Below are 18631 nucleotides of genomic sequence, written 5' to 3' on the forward strand. Positions count from 1 at the left end.
CGCGTGAGACCTACTCCCCCATCGCGATCAGGCTCGCATTGCCGCCGGCCGCCGCGGTGTTGATCGTCACCGTCTGCTCGGTGGCGAAGCGCGGCAGGTAGTTCGGGCCGCCGGCCTTGGGGCCGGTGCCCGAGAGGCCGTGGCCGCCGAATGGCTGCACGCCGACGACCGCGCCGATCATGTTGCGGTTGACATAGATGTTGCCGGTCGAGAGCCGGTCGACGACCAGCTCGACCGTGGTCTCGATGCGCGAATGCAGGCCGAAGGTCAGGCCGTAGCCGGTCGCCTCGATCTCGGTGAGCACCTTGTCGAGCTGGCCGGCCTTCCAGCGCACGACATGCAGCACCGGGCCGAAATGCTCGGCGGTAAGGTCCGCGACCTTGTCCAGCTTGATGATGTGCGGGGCGACGAAGGTGCCGGGCAGAGTCGGCGTCTTGCCGGCATAGGTCACGCGGCCGGCGGAGCGCATCGCGGCGATATGGGTGTCGAGGCGTTCCTTGGCGGCGGCATCGATCACCGGGCCGACATGGGTCTCGATCTGGCGGGGGTCGCCGAGGGTGAGCTCGCTGGCGGCGCCCTCGATCATCTCGACCATCTTGTCGGCGACGTCCTCCTGCACGACGAGCAGGCGCAAAGCCGAGCAGCGCTGGCCGGCCGAGCGGAAGGCGGAGAGGACGACATCGTCGGCGACCTGCTCGGCCAAGGCGGTGGCGTCGACGATCATGGCGTTGAGGCCGCCGGTCTCGGCGATCAGCGGGACGATCGGCCCGTCCTTGTTGGCGAGCGCGCGGTTGATGGCGCGGGCGGTCGCGGTCGAGCCGGTGAAGGCGACGCCGGCGACGTCCCTGTGCGCGACCAGCGCGGCGCCGAGCTTGCCGTCGCCGGGGGCGAAGTGCAGCGCGGATTTGGGGATGCCGGCCTCGTGGAGGAGGCGCACCGCGAGCGCGGCGATCAGCGGGGTCTGCGGCGCCGGCTTGGCGACGACGCTGTTGCCGGCGACCAAAGCGGCGGCGACCTGGCCCACGAAGATCGCGAGCGGGAAGTTCCAGGGCGCGATGCAGACGAAGGGGCCGCGGCCGCGCAGGATCAGGCGGTTGTCCTCGCCGGTCGGACCGGGCAGGGCGGCCGGCACGGCGAACTTCGCCTCAGCCTCGGCGGCGTAATAGCGCAGGAAGTCGACGGCTTCGCGCAGCTCGGCAATGGCGTCGTCGAGCGTCTTGCCGGCCTCGGACTGGAGTAGCGCCAGGATCGGGCCGCGGCGCGCTTCCATCAGGTCGGCGGCCTGGCGCAGCGAGGCGGCGCGGTTGCGGGCAGGCGTCGCGTTCCAGGCATGGAAGCCGGCCCTGGCGGCGGCCATCGCCTTCTCGGCGCTGGCGGCATCGCCCTCGGTGACGCGGCCGACCGGCCTGCCGTCGATCGGCGAGAGCACGTCGCGGGCCGTGCCGGAGCCGGGCTTGCCGTCGATTAGCGGCACGGCCTCGGGCACGGGCTTGGCTGCGGCGGCGTGGATCTCGGCGAGGAGGGTGGCAAGGCTTGCGGCATCGCCAAGCTCGACGCCGGCGGAGTTGCGGCGGCTCGGACCGAAGAGCTCGGCCGGCAGCGGGATGCGGCGATGGCGGGCGGCGCTGGGCGAACCGATGATGTCGGCCGGCGGCACCAGCAGCGTCGCGACCGGGACGTCGGGATCGCCGGAGACCGAGACGAAGGAGGAGTTGGCGCCGTTCTCGAGCAGGCGGCGGACGAGATAGGCGAGCAGGTCCTGATGGCCGCCGACGGGGGCATAGGTGCGGCAGGCGAAGCCGGAATCCGACTGCAGCAGGCGCTCATAGAGCGCCTCGCCCATGCCGTGCAGGCGCTGGAACTCGAAATTCTCGGCGTCGCCGGCGAGCTCGGCGACGGTTGCGACGGTCAGCGCGTTGTGGGTGGCGAATTGCGGGATGATGCGCGGGCGCAGGGCGAGAAGCTGCTTGGCGCAGGCCTCGTAATTCAGGTCGGTCATCGCCTTGCGGGTGAAGACCGGATAGTCGGGCAGGCCGCGCTCCTGGGCGCGCTTCAGTTCGGTGTCCCAATAAGCGCCCTTGACCAGGCGGACCATCAGCCGGCGGTCGTAAGCTTCGGCAAGGGCGGCGATGTGGTCGATCACCGCGGCGGCGCGCTTCTGATAGGCCTGGATGGCGAGGCCGAAACCGTCCCAGCCGGCGAGCGAGGCATCGGCCATCACTGCGGCGATGACGTCGAGCGAGAGCTCGAGCCGATCGGCCTCCTCGGCGTCGACGGTGAAGTTGAGATCGTATGTCTTGGCCTGGCGGGCGAGCTCGATCACCTTGGGCGTCAGTTCGGCCAGCACGCGCTCGCGATTGGTCGCCTCATAGCGCGGGTGCAGCGCCGAGAGCTTGACCGAGATGCCCGGGCGGTTCGGCAGTTTGTCATTGCCGGCGGAGCGGCCGATGGCGTCGATCGCGTCGGCGTAGGAGGCGTAATAGCGGTCGGCATCGGCTTGCGTGCGGGCGCCTTCGCCGAGCATGTCGAAGGAATAGCGGTAGAGCTTGCCCGAGCCGGAGCGCGCGCGCTTCAGCGCCTCCTCGATGGTCTGGCCGAGGACGAAATGGTTGCCCATCACACGCATCGCCTGGCGCGTCGCGGTGCGCACGGCGGGCAGGCCGAGGCGCTTGGAGAGGTTGCCCATGATGCTGGTCGGGGTCTCGCCCGGCTGGATGATGCGGGCGGTGATGCCGAGCGCCCAGGACGAGGCCGAGATCAGGAAGGCATCCGACTTGGATTCGTGATGGGCGAAGTCGCCCTGGCCGAGCTTGTCCTCGATCAGCCGGTCGGCGGTGGCGGCGTCGGGCACGCGCAGCAGCGCCTCGGCCAGCACCATCAGCGCGAGGCCCTCCTTGGTCGAAAGCGAATACTCGCGCAGCAATTCCTCGATGCCGCCCAAGCCGACCTTGCGGGTGCGGATCGCGTCGACCAGCGCGGTGGCGCGGGCGTCGATCCTGGCCTTGGCCAGGGGATCGCGGCGGCCGCCCGAGAGCAGGCGACCGGCGATCGCGGCATCGTCCTCGGCATAGGGGGCATGGAAGACGGGCGCTGGGGCGGCCATGAAACGAGCTCCGGATCTCGGCGGCGGGATGATCTGCAGAATCATCGCAAGCGGGCTGGATATCAATGGAGATTTCGGCAAAGATATAGCGATTTTTCCTGTAGGAAATCATTATGGCAGAGAATAATCCGGTTCTGGATCGGACCGACCGGCGCCTGCTCGCGCTGCTCCAAAATGATGGCCGTGCGGCCGGCGTCGAGCTGGCGGAAAAGGTCGGGCTGTCGCCGACCGCGACCGGCGAGCGGCTGAAGCGGCTGGCGCGCGAGGGCTTCATCACCGGCTACCGCGCGACGCTCGATCCAGTGAAGCTCGGGCTGCATTTGCTGGTCTTCGTCGAGGTCTATCTCGACAAGACGACGCCGGACGCGTTCGAGCGTTTCGCCGCGGCGGTGAAGCGGGCTCCCGAGGTGCTGGAATGCCATATGGTCGCCGGCGGCTTCGACTATCTGGTCAAGACCCGCGTCGCCGACATGAACGCCTATCGCCGCTTCCTCGGCGAAGTCCTGCTGGCGTTGCCGGCCGTCCGCGAGACCCGGACCTATGCGGTGATGGAGGAGGTCAAGACCGACGGCGCGCTACCGCTGTGACCGAAGCGGCACTGCCGCAGAAAAACGTAACCATTTCCGCGATTTCGCCGCGTTCTCGCCCTGTTGGCGCTTGACCTGCCGGCTAGGGAGGTCTTGGTTGCGTTGCGCCTCCGGTATGGTGCTCCACGAGTTCCGTCGGAGAGGCGCTAGCGTCCGTGTCGGCTGTGGTCGCTCCGGAGTTTGCCATGTCCGTTGCCATGCCCCTGCTTGGCGCGCCGATCTCCCGGCGCGGGTTCGGGCGTTTTCTCGCAGGAACCAGCCTTGCCGCCTGGGCTGGGCTGCATAACGCGCCCGTCGCCGCCGCTTCGATCCCGCTGCGCTTCACACTCGATTGGCGCTTCGAAGGACCGGCCGCGCTGTTCCTCACTGCCCTCGATAAGGGCTATTTCCGCGAGGAGGGGCTCGACGTTACCATCGAGGCCGGCACGGGCTCGCGTGAGGCGATCCCGCGGGTGGCGACCGGCGGTTTCGATGCCGGCTTCGGCGACGTGAATACCCTGATCCGCTTCCGCGACGAGAACCCGACCGTCGATCTCAAGGCGGTGATGATGGTTTACGACCGGCCGCCCTTCGCGATCGTCGGGCGCAAGAGCCGCGGCATCAGCACCGACCCGAAAAGCCTCGAGGGCAAGAAGCTCGGTGCCCCCGCCGCCGACGGCGCCTTCGCGCAATGGCCGGTGTTCAAGAAGGTCAACGGCATCGACGATGCCAAGATCAAGCTGGAGAACATCGGCTTCCCGGTGCGCGAGCCGATGCTGGCATCGGGTGAGCTCGATGCGATCTTCGGTTTCGCCCACACCTCCCTGATCAACCTCAAGGCGCGCGGCGTGCCGGCCGACGATATCGTCATGCTGCTGATGGCCGATCACGGGGTCGATCTCTACGGCAACGCTGTCATCGTCTCGCCGAAGCTGCTCGCCGAGAAGCCGCAGGCGGTGCGCGGCCTGCTGCGGGCGATCACGCGCAGCGCCCGGGACGTCGTCGCCGAACCCGAGGCGGCGATCGCCGGCGTGCTCCAGCGCAATGAGGGCGCCCGTCCCGAGATCGAGCTGGAGCGCCTGAGGATGGCGCTCGACCACTATGTGATGACGCCGGGCGTCAAGGCGCACGGCTTCGGCAGCATCGACAAGGCGCGCTGGCAGAAGGGGCTCGACCAGATCGGGCTGACCGTCTCGTTCAAGGACAAGGCGAAGGCCGGCAACGCCTTCGCCGAAGGATTCCTGCCGGCGGAGGCCGAGCGGGCGTTCTGAACCGCGCGGCCCGCTTACTTTAGGCCATGGTGACAGCGGCTTCAGGCTTCGCCTATCGTGCGCCGCTTTTCGCCAGAGACCTGCGCATGCTGCCTGACATTCGTGATTATGAGCGCCTGCGCGCTGCCTTCCGCTGGCGGATTCCGGAGCGCTACAATATCGGTGTCGATTGCTGCGACCGCTGGGCGGCGGTCGATCCCGGCAAGGTCGCGATCCTGGAGGTCCAGCCCGACTGGTCCGTGCTGCCGGTCAGCTATGGCGAATTGCGGGCGCAATCGAACCGCCTTGCGAATGCACTGCGCAGGCGCGGCGTCGGCGAAGGCGACCGGGTCGCGATCCTGCTGCCGCAGGGGCGGCTGGTGCCGATCGCGCATATGGCGGCCTACAAGCTCGGCGCCATCGCCGTGCCGCTGGCGGCGCTGTTCGGCGCGGATGCACTGTCCTATCGCCTGCGCGATTGCGGGGCGAAGGCGCTGATCACCAACGCTGCCGGGCTCGCCAAGCTCGCCCAGATCGAAGAGCCGCTCCCCGATCTCGAACTGGCGATCTCGGCTGACGGTCCGGACGGAAAGGCCGAAGGGCTCGCGCGCCTGCTGGAGACTGAAAGCGACGATTTCACGCCGGTCGATAGCGGGCCGGACGATCCGGCGCTGATGATCTACACCTCCGGCACCACCGGCAATGCCAAGGGCGCGCTGCACGGCCATCGCGTCATGCTCGGGCATCTGCCGGGCGTGGAGATGCCGCATGAATTCCTGCCGCAGCCGGGCGATCTGCTCTGGACGCCGGCGGATTGGGCCTGGGCCGGCGGCCTGCTCAACAACCTGCTGCCGGCGCTGCATCACGGCGTCCCGATCGTGGCGCGGCCGGCGGCCAAGTTCGATCCCGACGAGGCCTTCCGGCTGCTGGCCGATCTCGGTGTGCGCAACTGCTTCATTCCACCGACGGCGCTACGCATGCTGCGGGCGGTGGAGAACCCGCGCGGCCGCTACGACCTCAAGCTGCGCACGGTGGCCTCGGGCGGGGAATCGCTCGGCGCCGAGACGTTGGCCTGGGGCCGCGAGAAGCTGGGCCTCACCATCAACGAATTCTACGGCCAGACCGAGTGCAATCTCGTGCTCGCCTCCTGCGCCGCGATCGGCGTGGTCAAGCCGGGCTTCATCGGCAAGGCGGTGCCGGGCCACGAGGTCGCGGTGATCCGGCCCGATGGCAGCATCTGCGAGCCGGAGGAGGAGGGGCAGATCGCGGTGCGCCGGCCCGATCCGGTGATGTTCCTGCACTACTGGCGCAAGCCCGAGGCCACGGAAGCCAAGTTCATCGGCGACTGGATGACGACGGGCGACCAGGGCTCGCAGGATGCGCAGGGCTATATCCGCTTCGTCGGCCGCGACGACGACGTCATCACCTCGTCCGGCTATCGGATCGGACCGAGCGAGATCGAGGATTGCCTGCTGCGCCATCCGGCGGTGGCGCTCGCGGCGGTGGTCGGCAAGCCCGATGCGCTGAGGACCGAGATCGTCAAGGCCTTCATCGTGCCGAAGCCGGGCTACTCGCCGTCGAAGGAGCTCGTCGCGGAGATCCAGGGCTTTGTGCGCGAGCGCCTCGCGGCGCATGAATATCCGCGCGAGATCGAATTCCGCGAGGAGTTGCCGATGACCACCACCGGCAAGATCATCAGGCGGCTGCTGCGCGACGCCGGGTGAGCGGCGTCGCACGGCGCGTGGCTTTCGCCGTCACGGAGAGGCGGATGTCGCCGAGGCGCTGCGACAGCGTGACGGCGTGGAGGCCGGGCAGGTCGGCGAGAATCTCGCGCTGGCGGCCGCGCCGACCGAGCCAGGCGATGAGCTGCGCCAGCGGCGCGAAGCTGGCGAAGCGCTCGTCCTGCGAGCCCGAGTAGAGCCAGAGGCGCGGGCTCTTGCCGATCAGGATCGCGCCGGCGATCGGCTTCTCGTCAAGGCTCAGCAGGCCGACGCGGCAGCGATGGCTGCGCGCCAGATTGCGGGTCATGGCGCGCAGGAAGGCGCTTTCGCGGATGTCCTGGAGCGCGGCGCCGCCGGCGCGCGCCAGCGAGCCCGAGGCTTCGAGCGCCAGATGTAGCTCGACCATGTCGCGCAGCTCCTGACGCGAGCCGGACTCGGCGAAGGAGAGCTTGCCATGGCGTGACAGGCCATGGCGGAGAGCGGCGAGATCGGGCCTGTCCGCGACGGCCAGCGGCGCCGGTGCCGGTTCGAGCGCGGTGGTGTGGCCGGTGTGCTCGGCGACCCGCAACAGGCTGTTCAGAAGCGGGCCGTCGAGGTCGAGGCGATTCAGCTGCAGGTTCTGCGTATTGGCGAGGCCCCAGCGACCGGGGACGTGGAGCAAGGCGGCGACGACGCGCTCCGCCTGATCGATGTCGATCAACGGCGTGGCCAGGCCGAGCCGGGGATTGCTCCAGCCGATCAGCTCGTCATGGCCCAGCAGTCTGCGCCGGAGGCGGACCGGCACGAAGCCGAGCAGGCGGCGTGAGGCGGCCGGGCCATCCCAGAGCAGCAGCACGGAGATGTCGCGGAAGTCGACGAGATGCTGTGCGGCGGACAGGGCGAAATCGGGCTCGCAGAACGGGGTCGGCTCGATGGCGCGGCTGGCGAGGTCGCGCCATTCTGTCTCGATAGCGGCGCAGGCGGCGAGCGGGCGGCGCTCGATCACCAGGCCGGCCGGGCTAGCGGCAACGCTCTGCTTCAACGTCGTCTCGCCCGGCGCAACCGGGTATGCGGCGAGGTTCGGCATGGCGCAGCCCTTTCGCGGCTCGCCCCGCTTCGGTGCGCTTCCGTGCCGGATCGGCACGTGGGCGTGGGGCGGGGCAGGGGTCTGCGCGTGACGAACCAAGAAGCGGGCCGGCGAGCTCCTCAGGCGTGATGGTGGTGATGAGCCTCGGCTTGGGCGGGTGCGGGGCGGCCGAGGAAAGCCGACCAGAGCCGCGCGACCGTCTCCTCCTCCAGATCCTTGACGATCAGGACGAGGCGGGAGCGATGGTCGCCATCGGGCCAGGCCGGCAGCAGCACCGGCGGATGCAGGATCTGCTGGACGGCATGGACGAGCAGCGGCCCTTCCGGATGCTCGGCGAGGGCGACCAGCCCCTTCAGCCGCAGCAGCTTCGCGCCATGGGTCGAGCGCAGCAGGGTCCAGAACAGGTCGAAGGTCGCCTCGCGGATCGGTGCTTCGGCCGTCAGTGTGAAGGCGCGGATGCTGGCGTCGTGGCGGTTGACGTCGTGGTGGTGATGATGGCCGTGGCCGCCGTGATGATGGTGGTGCCCGGCGTCGCCATGATCGTGGTGGTGGTGATGGTCGTGCCCGTCCAGCGCCTCGGCCGCGAGCCAGCGCCGCAAGTCGCCCGGGCGCTCGGCGATGTCATAGAGGCCGGCGCCGACGATCGCATCGGCGGGGGCGTCGGGCGCGAGGATTTCGATGCCCGGATTGAGCTCGCCGAGGCGCTTGCGCAGTGCGGCCACGGCCTCTGCATCGGTCGCGATATCGGTTTTGGTCAGCACCAGCCGGTCGGCGGCGACCGCTTGCCGAAGCGCCTCCGGATGAACGTCGAGCGTCGCCATGCCGTTGACCGCATCGACCAGGGTGACGACGCCGTCAAGCTTGAAGCGCATGGCAAGATAGGGGTGGTTGATCAAAACGTTGAGGACCGGGGCGGGATCGGCGAGTCCGGTGGTCTCGATCATCAGGCGTCTGAAAGGCGCGACGCGGCCATTGTCGAGCCGGCGCAACAGATCTTCGAGGGTGACGATCAGGTCGTCGCGGATGGTGCAGCACAAGCAACCCGAGGCGAGCAGGATCATGCCGTCCTCGATGCCTTCGACGAAGAGGTGGTCGAGGCCGATCTCGCCGAACTCGTTGACCAGCACCACCGTGTCAGCGAGCGCCGGATCCTTGAGCAGGCGGTTGAGCAGCGTGGTCTTGCCGGCGCCCAAGAAGCCGGTCAGCAGCGTCAGCGGGATCGGCTCGGGGCGGACAGGCTGCTCGGACATCGGGGCTCAGGTTCCGGTCGCGGCCACCGCCGGCAATCGGCGGGCTCGCTTTTGTTCCAATATTACATTGGCGATGATCGCGGCGACGACAAGGGCGCCGCCGGCATATTGCAGCGAGCCGACGCGCTCGCCGAGGAAGACGGCGGCGATCGCCACGGCGAACACCGGCTCGCCACAGAAGGCGAGCGCGGCCGGCCCGGGCGCGATGCGGGCGAGCGCCATCACCTGAAGCAGGAAGCCGATCAGGTAGCCGCCGATCGTGATCGCGACCGCGACCGGCGCGAGCATCAGCGCCGAGGGTGCCTGGAACAGGCCGGTGATGGCGAGGATCGCCAGCGTCACCGGCAGGATGACGAGATGCGACCAGAACAGCTTCGGCACGGTCCCGGTGTCGGCGCAACGCGCCGCCGAGAAGAACTGCACCGCGGCCAGCACGCTCGCGGCGAGCGCGAGTGCCAGCCCGCGCGGGTCGAGCCCGTGCCAGTCGGGCCCGACCACCATGGCGACGCCGAGAAAGGCGACGAGGGCGATCACCACCCGGTCGAGGCTGAAGCGGGCCGGGGTCAGAAACGGCTCGGCGAGCACGATCAGGATCGGAAAGGTGTAGAAGACCACGGCGGCCACCGTGATCGGCAGGAAGGACACCGAGGAGAGATAGGCGCAGGCGGTGAGCGCCGTGCTGAGGCCGAACAGGCCGAGCGCCGACCAGTGCCGGCGCGGCACGACGAGGCTGGCACGCCAGATCAGGGCCGCGCCGATGACGAGCGCCAGCATCAGGAAGACGCGGTAGAAGACGATGAGTGGCCCGCTCAGCCCGGCATGGCCGGCGAGCTGGGCGCTGACGATGTTGGTGCCGAAGGCGGCGGCGGAGGCGAGCGCCAACGCCAGGCCATGCTGGGCCGAGGAGGCGCTGCGCTCCTGCACGTCACGCCGCCGGATCAGGCGTCGGGCTTGCTGCTGTCGGGCTTGGCGGCCGGCTTGGCGCCCGGCCGGGCCGGCGGCTTGGCGAGCGGCTTGGCCTGCGCCTGGCTCGGCTTGGCCTTGGCCGGTTCCGCCTTCTCCTGCTTTGGCTTGGTCAGCAGCGGCTTGCCGGCCGGCTTGTTCGCGGCCTTGATGCCGGCGGCTGCGCCGGGGCGCAGGCTGGCGGGCGTCGCGGCGCCGGGCTGGATCGCGCCTTGCAGGCGCATCGGGCCGGAGCCGAGCGCCGCCGCGGCGGGCCGCTCTTCCGGCGTCGGAGCGACCGGCGCGAAGGCGGAGGAGGACGGCGGGATCGCGCCGTTGCGCGAGAAGGTGCGGTTGCCGGCGACGAGGCCGGCGGCGACGGGCGCACCCGGCTGGATCGTCTCGCGCGCGACCTGGGTGTCGGGCTTGGCCACGACATTGGCGGCGAGCGGGGCCGAGGCCGAGCCCGGCGTGCGGCCGAAAGAGACCTGGATCGGGTCGAACTTGACGCGCGGGCCAAGCGTGATGCGGCCGGAAGGGGCGCGGGTCAGCACCGAGCCGGAGGAGCCGCCTTGCGGCACGGCCGCGGCGAAGCGGTCGGAGGTGCCTTCGGCATTGCCGCCGATGCCGCTATTGGTCGAGATGAAGGAGATCGGCCCGGAGGTCTCGGCATCGTCGCCCAGCGCGTGTCCGCCGCGGCGGACGCTGTCGCAGACGCTGTAGGCGCGCCCGCCATTGCCGGACGGCATGCTGGCGACGTTGCCGCCGCCGAAGCCGCCCCATTTGCCGAAGCCCTCATCGAGCAGCTGCGCCGCCTTGACGGTGCGCTCGGCGCCGGAACTCGCGCCCATGACGACGGCGATCAGGGTGCGGCCATTGCGCGAGGCGGTGGAGACGACATTGAAGCCGGAGGCGCAGACGAAACCGGTCTTCATGCCGTTGATGCCGTAATAGCGGCCGACCAGCCCGTTGGTGTTGTTGAGCACCTGCTTGCCGAGCTGGACGGCGCCGGTGTTCCAGTAATCGGAATAGCGACCGAACTCGCTCATCAGCGCCATGGCGAGCACGGCGAGGTCGCGGGCGCTGCTCTGCTGGTCGGGATGATGCCAGCCGTTCGGGTTGACGAAATGGGTGTCGTTCATGCCGAGCCGCTGGGCCTCGGCATTCATCATCGAGACGAAGGTCTCGACATTGCCGCCGACGCCCTCGGCGATGACATAGGCGATGTCGTTGGCTGACTTCACCATCATGATGCGGATGGCGTTGTCGAGCGTGATCTCCTGGCCGGCCTTGATGTAGACCTTCACCCGCGGCTGGCTGGCGGCGAGCTTCGAGGCCGGGATCGCGGTCTCCAATCCGAGCCTGCCCTCGCGCACGGCCTTGAGCGCGAGATAGAGCGTCATCATCTTGGTGGTGGAGGCCGGATGCCAGGCCTGGGTCGGGTTCTCGCTCGACAAGACGGCGCCGCTCGAGGCGTCGACGACGATGCTCGTGCCGGCCAGGGCCGGAGCGGCGACAGACAGGAGCGAGGCGAGCGTGGCGCCGGCGGCGAAGCGGAGTGCGGTCATCTGGAACTTGTCTTGACGTGGGTTGAGGGCTTCAACGCGACGCGTGAGGCATTTTCGAGACGGCGGGCGACAATCCTGCCTCGCTGATGATGCATACCTACCCTTCCTCGGGTGATTTGCCTAGCGCCGCATCGCGGTCCAAAGCAATGAAGTGCTTTTTCGTCGGGGTCTTCGCGCGTGAGCTTCAGCCTTCTGTGGATACCGGTGACGCTCGCCGCCTCGCTGCTCCAGACTGCACGCAATCTGACCCAGCGCTCGCTGACCGAGGTGATCGGCGTGGTCGGCGCGACGCAGGTGCGCTTCCTGTTCGGACTGCCCTTCGCGCTGCTCTTCCTCGTCCTGGTCTGCATCGCCAGCGGCGCCCTGCCGCCGATGCCCGATCTACGCGCCTTCGGCTTCGCCGTGTTCGGCGCGCTGACGCAGATCCTTGCCACCGCGCTGATGCTGGCGGCGATGCGCGAGCGCTCCTTCGCCGTGACGACCGCTTACACCAAGACTGAGCCGGTGCAGGTCGCGCTGTTCGGGGCGGCGCTGCTCGGCGATGCGCTGGGCTGGGCGAAGTTCGCGGCGATCGTCGTCGCCACCGCCGGCGTGGTGCTGATGTCGTGGAAGCCCGGCGACAAGCTCAGCGCAGCGGGCATGCGCCCGGCGGCGCTCGGGATCGGCGCGGGCGCCGCCTTCGCGCTTTCCGCGATCGGCTTCCGCGGCGCGATCCAGGCCCTGCCGGAGGGGCATTTCCTGATGCGGGCGACCACGATCCTGGCGCTCGGTCTCGCCCTGCAGACCCTGATCCTGACGCTCTACATGCTCGTCGCCAATCGCGCCGCGCTGATGCTCAGCCTGCGCAACTGGCGCCGCTCGTTGGCCGCCGGCTTTCTCGGCGCTGCCGCGTCGCAATGCTGGTTCATCGGCTTCTCGCTGACGACGGCGGCCAATGTCCGCACGCTCGGGCTGGTTGAGGTGCCGCTGGCGCAGATCGCCTCGCGCCGGATCTTCTCGGAAGGCACGAGCTGGCGCGAGCTCCTGGGCATGGCGATGATCGTCACCGGTGTCGGCGCTCTACTTCTGCTGGCGATTTAAAAACCGAGACACGGATTTGTCGCAGTCGCTGCGTAGGCCCGAAGCGGCGGGCTTACGGAGATGGATGATGGCGGCCAACTATCACTATGTCGGGACCTATGATGAGCGCATCTTCGAACGGGAGTTCCGGGACCGTTTCGGCAAGAAGCCGCGCTACAACGCCAATGCGATTCCCGACCTTCTGGTGCTGCTGCGCCTGATCAACCGGGACACCAGCATCACCGATGTGCGCTGGGCCGCCTATATGCTGGCGACCGTCGCCTGGGAGACGACGAGCCCGGTCACCCGGTTCGTCCAGGCCAAGAACAAGAAGGGCAAGCCGCTGGTCGACAAGGCCGGCAACGCCGTGATGCTGAAGCGACGCGCCTGGCTGATGACGATGGCGCCGGTCGACGAGGTCGGCCACGGCAAGGGGCGCAGATATCACGAGCCGGTCAAGGTCGCGAAGCTCGCGGATGGCAGCGTCCGCGTCACCGAGCAGGATGGCGACCAGTTCAAGATCACGGCAGGCGGCGTGGTCTCCAAGCTGACCAAGGGTGCCAAGATGGGCACGGTCGACGGCGGCGCCGCGGTCAAGGCCTATAATGACGATACCGGCGCCGAGCTCGCCTATTTCGGGCGCGGCTATGTCCAGCTGACCTGGTGGTCGAACTATGCCACGACCGGCGTCGCCATCGGCCAGGGGCTCAACCTGCTGCTCGACCCGGAATTGGTGAAGACGCCGGCCATCGCCTATGCGGTGATGTCGCATGGCATGCTCACCGGCGACGGCTTCGCCAATGGCCGCAAGTTCTCGACCTATTTCAGCGGCAAGGCGCGCAACTATGTCGGCGCGCGCGCGATGGTGAACGGCTCCGACCACGCCAAGGACATCGCCGCGATCGCCGAGGTGTTCGAGGCCGTGCTGCTGGCGGCCGGGCCGCAGCGGCCGATCACCTTCGCGCCGCCGATCGATTCCAGCCTCGCCGGCATGCCGCTGCCGGGAGCCCGCTTCACCAGCCAGTCGAGGCCCTTCCTGTGATCCGCCCAGTACTCGCCACAGCCGCGGTCGTCCTGAGCCTCGGCGCCAGCATCGCCATGGCACAGCAGCCGGGCAGCGAGCAGCGCTGCGGCTGGCTCGACAATCCAACCCCGGGTAATGCCTCGCTCTACGACAAGGATGGCGAGTGGACGATCGCCGTGCAGGGCGGGCATCAGGCGAAGGGCGACTGGCCGCCGCCCTACAAGGCCGGTGAATGGCGCAAGAGCGGGAATGGCAGCTATGGCTATGGCTGCGCCTGCATGACGGTGAAGGTCGACGCCGAGGAGAAGAACGTCCTCGAGATCGTCTCCGCCAAGGCGCGGCCGCTCTCGGCCTGTCGCAAAGACAAGGCGCTCTCGGCGATCGAGAAGCAGCTGCACTGACATACTGGCCTCGCGCGGCTCGCTGAGCGGCCGGGCCAGGCGTACGTTCGCCATGTCCTGACCGCAGGGCTGGCCTCCGCGCGCTTACGGAAGACCATGGTTCGGCTTGACTCAGACCGGGTTCGTTGGCCTTTCCTCGCACAGGAGGAATGCGCGCTTGCTGGCTTGTGGCCGCGACTGCGCCGGCGCAGATATAGTGTATCTGCACATTAGCGAGGAGAAGGCCATGAGCGCTGCAATCGTCGGCTGGGCCCACACGCCCTTTGGCAAGCAGGACACCGAGACGGTCGAGAGCCTGATCGTGCGCGTCGCGACCGATGCGCTGGTCGATGCCGGCATCACTGCCGACCAGGTCGACGAGATCGTGCTCGGCCATTTCAACGCCGGCTTCTCGGCCCAGGACTTCACCGCCTCGCTCGTGCTGCAGGCTGATCCGGCCTTGCGCTTCAAGCCGGCGACCCGCGTCGAGAACGCCTGCGCCACCGGCTCGGCCGCGGTGCATCAGGGCGTGCGCGCCATCAAGGCCGGCGCCGCCAAGGTCGTGCTGGTCGTCGGCGTCGAGCAGATGACCACGACGCCCGGCCCGGAGATCGGCAAGAACCTGCTGAAGGCCTCCTATCTCGCGCAGGAGAGCGACGTTCAGGGCGGCTTTGCCGGCGTTTTCGGCAAGATCGCCTCGTCCTATTTTCAGCGCCATGGCGACCAGTCGGACGCGCTCGCCATGATCGCGGCGAAGAACCACAAGAACGGCGTCGCCAACCCCTACGCTCAGATGCGCAAGGATCTCGGCTACGCCTTCTGCCGCGACGAGAGCGAGAAGAACCCTTACGTCGCCGGCCCGCTGAAGCGCACCGACTGTTCGCTGGTCTCGGACGGCGCCGCCGCGCTGGTGCTCGCCGATGAGGAGACCGCCAAGACGATGCGCCGCGCCGTCGGCTTCCGCGGCATGGCTCATGTCCAGGACTTCCTGCCGCTGTCGCGTCGCGACATCCTCAAGTTCGAGGGCGGCGCGCGCGCCTGGCAGCAGGCGCTGGCCCATGCAGGCGTCGCGCTCGACGATCTCTCCTTCGTCGAGACGCATGACTGCTTCACCATCGCCGAGCTGATCGAATACGAGGCGATGGGCCTGACCAAGGAGGGCGACGGCGCCCGTGCGGTCAAGGAAGGCTGGGTCCAGAAGGACGGCAAGCTGCCGGTCAACGTCTCCGGCGGCCTCAAGGCCAAGGGCCATCCGATCGGCGCGACCGGCGTCTCCATGCATGTGCTCAGCGCCATGCAGCTCGTCGGCGAAGCGCCGGAAGGCATGCAGGTGAAGGACGCCCGCCTCGGCGGCATCTTCAACATGGGCGGCGCCGCGGTCGCGAACTACGTCTCGGTGCTCGAGCGGGTGAAGTGACGCGAGGCCTGCCCACGGACTCACGTTGGGGGCCGATCTGATATGGGCCGGAGGGCGGCGTGATCATCTTCTTCGCGCTGCTGCCGGCCTATGTGCTGTCGATCTTCTATCGCTCCTTCCTGAGCGTGATCGCCGCGCCGGTGATGGGCGACCTCGGCATCGGGCCGGCCGAGTTCGGCCTGCTCGGCGCCGCCTGGTTCATCGCCTTCGCGCTGGCGCAATTCCCGGTCGGCTGGGCGCTAGACCGGATCGGGCCGCGCCGGACGGTGGCGGTGACCATGGCGATCGGCAGCGTCGGCGCCTTCCTGTTCGCGCAGGCCGGCAATGCCGATGTCGCGACAGTGGCGATGGCGCTGGTCGGGATCGGCTGCTCGCCGATCTTCATGTCGTCGCTCTATCTGTTCGCCCGGACGGAGCCGCCGGCGCGCTTCGGCCTTTTAACCTCGATCTTCATCGGCCTCGGCTCGCTCGGCAATCTTGTCGGCGCCGCGCCTCTGGCGCTGGCGGCGCAAGCCTATGGCTGGCGCCCGACCATGCTCGCCTTCGCCGTGGCCTTCCTGCTCGCCACCGTGCTTGCGGCCCTGCTGGTGCGCGATCCGCCCGAGGTCACCGACGCTTCGGGCAAGCATGAGGGGTTGCTGCAGGGGCTGAGGAGCATCGCCGCGATCGGGCCGCTCTGGCTGCTCGCGCCGATCACCCTTGTCGGCTACGCGATCATCGTGACGGCGCGCGGCCTGTGGATCGCGCCCTATATGACGCAGGTCCATGGGCTCGATGGCATCGCCGCCGGCCATGCGACGCTGGGCATGGCGACGACCATGATCGCCGGCGCCTTCGTCTATGGCGCGCTGCAGAAGCGGGCCGGCCGCAGCAAGCCGCTGGTCGCCTGGGGGACCGCGGCCACGGGCGTCGCTTTCGCGCTCCTGGCGCTGATCGGTGCCCAGTCGCTGGCCGGCGCCATCCTGCTCTTTGCGATCATCGGTGGAACCGGCTTTACCTATGCGATCCTGATGGCGCATGCGCGCGTCTTCTTCCCCGATCATCTGGTCGGGCGCGGCATGACCTTCGTCAATTTCCTGTTCATCGCCGGAGCCGGGCTGATCCAATGGGGCTCCGGCTGGTTCGTGGCGGCGCAGCGCGCCGCGGGGCAGGGCGCGGCGTTGGCCTTCGCCAACATGCACTGGGTTTTTGCCGCGCTGCTGCTGGTCTCGACAGCGATCTATCTGGCCGCGCCGGAACGGAAAGCCGCCTGAGGCTCACCCCTCGCCCGGCGCCCGCGCCGCGATCGCCAGCGCGTGCACGCCGCCGGCAAGCTCTTCGGAGAGCGCGGCATTGACCAGGCGATGGCGCTCCAGTCGGCTCTTGCCGGCGAAGGCAGGCGAGACGATCTCGACGCGGAAATGCGTCTCGCCGCCCTCGCGCCAGCCGGCATGGCCGTGATGCTGGTGGGATTCGTCGATCACCTTGAGATGCTCGGGCGCAAGCTCAGTGGTGAGCTTGCCGGCGATCCGGTCGGCCATGGTCGGCATGCGGGTTTCTCTCAGGTTGCTTGCTCGGGTTCCGAGGCAGTCTCATAGTCGCTGACGGGCAGGGCGGGAACGCGTCTTTCTGTCGGAGGCGGTGATGGTGACGATCTGGCGGATGCTGGCCCTGGCGCTTTCTCTCGCTGCAGGTCCCGCGCTGGCGCAGGACGAAGGACGCGTCGCCGACTACAAGCAGAGCGAGGCGGTGCTGGCGCGCTACAAGCCGGTGCCGATCCCGCTCGCGACGCCGGCGCTGACGCGCGGCACACCCGGTCTGACGACGCAGGACGAACTCGAAGCCTTCCTCGCCGATCTCGCCGCCAAGGCCCCCGGCCGCGTCGTGCTCGGCTCGCTCGGAAAGTCGCAGCAGGGCCGTGACCTGCCTTACCTGATGTTTTCGAAGGAGGGGCTGAAGGACCCTGCCGCGCTGAAGGCGCTGGGGCGGCCGGTCGTCTGGTTCGTCGGCCAGCAGCATGGCAACGAGCCGGCCGGGGCCGAGGCGATGCTGGCGCTGGCGCATGATCTAGCGCTCGGCGATCTCGGCGCCGTGCTTGACAGGCTCGTCGTGGTGATCGTGCCGCGCAGCAATCCCGATGGCGCTGCGGCCGACAAGCGGCCGGGCGCCAGCGGCTTCGATCTCAACCGCGACCATCTGCTGCTGACCTTGCCGGAGACCAAGGCGCTGCATGCCAAGCTCGCCGAATTGCCGGCCGATGTGATCGTCGACGTGCACGAATTCTCGGTGGCCAATCGCTGGCTGGAGAAGTTCGGTGGGCTCAACGCCGCCGATGCGATGATCCTTTACGCCACCAACCCGGCGGTGCCGGCCCCGACGACCGCGATCGCCGCCGAACTGGTCAAGCCGGCCATGGACAAGGCGATGGCGGAGAAGGGGCTGACCTCCTTCTGGTACTTCACCACGAGCTACCGCAAGGACGACAAGCTCGTCTCGATGGGCGGCAATGCGCCGGGCATCGCGCGCAATCTGTTCGGGCTTTCCGGCGCGGTCTCCTTCCTGATCGAGACGCGCGGCGTCGGTTTGCAGCTGGAGAATCTGGAGCGCCGCATCGCCACCCATTACGTCATCGCACGCTCGGTGCTCGACACGGTCGCGGCCAATGACAAGGTCGCGCTGGATGCGGTGAAGACGGCGCGGGCGGAGCTGACCGGTAACCAGGGCGAGTTGATCGTCGCTCATCGCATCGCCACCGAGACGGTCGCGATCCCGCTGGTCGATCCGGCAACCGGAGCGGACATGCCGACCCCGGTCGAGTTCCGCGATTCCCGCAAGGTGACGGTGACGAGCCGCCGGGCGCGGCCCGAGGGCTATCTCGTCCTGCCGGCGGGACAGGCGGCGCTCGATGCGCTCAAGCTCAAGGGCATCGCGACCTGCGCGCTCGGCGGGCCGGCGACGCTGGAGGTCGAAGCCTTCATGGTCGAGCAGAAGGGGCCGGTGAAGAAGGTCGACCGTGAGAACATCAATCCGGACCAGGCGGTGAAGATCGAGCTCAGGCCACGCCGGATGGACGTGCCGGCCAATGCCGTCTTCGTGCCGATGACGCAGGCGGGGGCCAATGTCATCGCCGCCTCATTGGAGCCGGATTCTCCGGGCTCTCATGTCGGCGTCGGGGTAGTGGAGACTGCGCCGGCGTCCGGTGAGGCGCCGATCTATCGCGTGCCGCGCGGGACGAGACTTGCGCTCGCGACCGGAGGCGATGTGGCCTGCGGCCGTTGAGTTCGGCGCGTGGAAGCACTATTTAGG

The 18631-nt window shown here is 68.7% G+C and carries 15 protein-coding genes; 9 read left to right on the forward strand and 6 right to left on the reverse strand.

Features of this window, described 5'->3' with window-relative positions:
- Window positions 1-10 precede the first annotated feature (10 nt).
- Complete coding sequence (putA, locus tag AC3WLC_RS06895; protein ID WP_493683199.1) at window positions 11-3103, reverse strand: bifunctional proline dehydrogenase/L-glutamate gamma-semialdehyde dehydrogenase PutA; 3093 nt, start codon at window positions 3101-3103, stop codon at window positions 11-13.
- A 113-nt stretch (window positions 3104-3216) separates the two neighbouring features.
- Between putA and AC3WLC_RS06900 the strand changes: the two genes are divergently transcribed.
- From AC3WLC_RS06900 to AC3WLC_RS06910, 3 genes are all read left to right on the forward strand, one after another.
- Window positions 3217-3690: an Lrp/AsnC ligand binding domain-containing protein gene (locus AC3WLC_RS06900; protein ID WP_152012054.1), complete on the forward strand. Its 474-nt coding sequence runs from the start codon at window positions 3217-3219 to the stop codon at window positions 3688-3690.
- Window positions 3691-3875: 185 nt separating this feature from the next.
- A complete protein-coding gene (locus AC3WLC_RS06905; protein WP_493683200.1) occupies window positions 3876-4940 on the forward strand; it encodes an ABC transporter substrate-binding protein in 1065 nt (354 codons plus the stop codon).
- Window positions 4941-5026: 86 nt separating this feature from the next.
- On the forward strand, window positions 5027-6643 hold the full coding sequence (locus AC3WLC_RS06910) for an acyl-CoA synthetase (RefSeq protein ID WP_493683201.1): 1617 nt from the start codon (window positions 5027-5029) through the stop codon (window positions 6641-6643).
- Here the strand turns inward: AC3WLC_RS06910 and AC3WLC_RS06915 are convergent.
- From AC3WLC_RS06915 to AC3WLC_RS06930, 4 genes are all read right to left on the reverse strand, one after another.
- On the reverse strand, window positions 6615-7706 hold the full coding sequence (locus AC3WLC_RS06915) for a GNAT family N-acetyltransferase (protein ID WP_493683202.1): 1092 nt from the start codon (window positions 7704-7706) through the stop codon (window positions 6615-6617). The genes AC3WLC_RS06910 and AC3WLC_RS06915 overlap by 29 nt on opposite strands.
- Before the next feature lie 119 nt (window positions 7707-7825).
- Window positions 7826-8956: a CobW family GTP-binding protein gene (locus tag AC3WLC_RS06920; protein WP_493683203.1), complete on the reverse strand. Its 1131-nt coding sequence runs from the start codon at window positions 8954-8956 to the stop codon at window positions 7826-7828.
- Window positions 8957-8962: 6 nt separating this feature from the next.
- Complete coding sequence (locus tag AC3WLC_RS06925) at window positions 8963-9880, reverse strand: DMT family transporter (RefSeq protein WP_493683204.1); 918 nt, start codon at window positions 9878-9880, stop codon at window positions 8963-8965.
- Between the two features lie 14 nt (window positions 9881-9894).
- Window positions 9895-11466 (reverse strand): D-alanyl-D-alanine carboxypeptidase family protein, encoded by a 1572-nt coding sequence (locus tag AC3WLC_RS06930; RefSeq protein ID WP_493683205.1) that lies wholly within the window; start codon window positions 11464-11466, stop codon window positions 9895-9897.
- Window positions 11467-11643: 177 nt separating this feature from the next.
- Between AC3WLC_RS06930 and AC3WLC_RS06935 the strand changes: the two genes are divergently transcribed.
- The 5 genes from AC3WLC_RS06935 (at window position 11644) to AC3WLC_RS06955 (ending at window position 16599) form a co-directional block, all read left to right on the forward strand.
- On the forward strand, window positions 11644-12546 hold the full coding sequence (locus AC3WLC_RS06935; RefSeq protein WP_493683206.1) for an EamA family transporter: 903 nt from the start codon (window positions 11644-11646) through the stop codon (window positions 12544-12546).
- 67 nt (window positions 12547-12613) lie between these two features.
- Complete coding sequence (locus tag AC3WLC_RS06940) at window positions 12614-13567, forward strand: glycoside hydrolase family 19 protein (RefSeq protein ID WP_493683207.1); 954 nt, start codon at window positions 12614-12616, stop codon at window positions 13565-13567.
- Window positions 13564-13950, forward strand: coding sequence for a DUF4087 domain-containing protein (locus AC3WLC_RS06945; RefSeq protein ID WP_493683208.1), 387 nt, complete (start codon window positions 13564-13566; stop codon window positions 13948-13950). Before AC3WLC_RS06940 ends, AC3WLC_RS06945 begins: the two co-directional genes overlap by 4 nt.
- A 226-nt stretch (window positions 13951-14176) precedes the next feature.
- Window positions 14177-15346: an acetyl-CoA acetyltransferase gene (locus tag AC3WLC_RS06950; protein ID WP_493683209.1), complete on the forward strand. Its 1170-nt coding sequence runs from the start codon at window positions 14177-14179 to the stop codon at window positions 15344-15346.
- Window positions 15347-15405: 59 nt separating this feature from the next.
- Window positions 15406-16599, forward strand: a complete 1194-nt coding sequence (locus AC3WLC_RS06955; RefSeq protein WP_493683210.1) for an MFS transporter — start codon at window positions 15406-15408, stop codon at window positions 16597-16599.
- Window positions 16600-16602: 3 nt separating this feature from the next.
- Here AC3WLC_RS06955 and AC3WLC_RS06960 read toward each other — a convergent pair whose 3' ends face one another.
- Complete coding sequence (locus tag AC3WLC_RS06960) at window positions 16603-16866, reverse strand: BolA family protein (RefSeq protein ID WP_493683360.1); 264 nt, start codon at window positions 16864-16866, stop codon at window positions 16603-16605.
- 103 nt (window positions 16867-16969) lie between these two features.
- Between AC3WLC_RS06960 and AC3WLC_RS06965 the strand changes: the two genes are divergently transcribed.
- Window positions 16970-18604: a M14 family metallopeptidase gene (locus AC3WLC_RS06965; protein ID WP_493683211.1), complete on the forward strand. Its 1635-nt coding sequence runs from the start codon at window positions 16970-16972 to the stop codon at window positions 18602-18604.
- Window positions 18605-18631: the final 27 nt, after the last annotated feature.

This window comes from Allobosea sp. GW821-FHT03A12 (assembly GCF_058986765.1).

Bases quoted from the DNA above. Each gene is read 5' to 3' on its own strand.
- AC3WLC_RS06910 (WP_493683201.1), top strand. From the start codon at position 5,027: ATGCTGCCTGACATTCGTGATTATGAGCGCCTGCGCGCTGCCTTCCGC.
- AC3WLC_RS06950 (WP_493683209.1), top strand. From the start codon at position 14,177: ATGAGCGCTGCAATCGTCGGCTGGGCCCACACGCCCTTTGGCAAGCAG.
- AC3WLC_RS06905 (WP_493683200.1), top strand. From the start codon at position 3,876: ATGTCCGTTGCCATGCCCCTGCTTGGCGCGCCGATCTCCCGGCGCGGG.
- AC3WLC_RS06900 (WP_152012054.1), top strand. From the start codon at position 3,217: ATGGCAGAGAATAATCCGGTTCTGGATCGGACCGACCGGCGCCTGCTC.
- AC3WLC_RS06940 (WP_493683207.1), top strand. From the start codon at position 12,614: ATGGCGGCCAACTATCACTATGTCGGGACCTATGATGAGCGCATCTTC.
- AC3WLC_RS06915 (WP_493683202.1), bottom strand. From the start codon at position 7,706: ATGCCGAACCTCGCCGCATACCCGGTTGCGCCGGGCGAGACGACGTTG.
- putA (WP_493683199.1), bottom strand. From the start codon at position 3,103: ATGGCCGCCCCAGCGCCCGTCTTCCATGCCCCCTATGCCGAGGACGAT.
- AC3WLC_RS06965 (WP_493683211.1), top strand. From the start codon at position 16,970: ATGGTGACGATCTGGCGGATGCTGGCCCTGGCGCTTTCTCTCGCTGCA.
- AC3WLC_RS06960 (WP_493683360.1), bottom strand. From the start codon at position 16,866: ATGGCCGACCGGATCGCCGGCAAGCTCACCACTGAGCTTGCGCCCGAG.
- AC3WLC_RS06920 (WP_493683203.1), bottom strand. From the start codon at position 8,956: ATGTCCGAGCAGCCTGTCCGCCCCGAGCCGATCCCGCTGACGCTGCTG.
- AC3WLC_RS06930 (WP_493683205.1), bottom strand. From the start codon at position 11,466: ATGACCGCACTCCGCTTCGCCGCCGGCGCCACGCTCGCCTCGCTCCTG.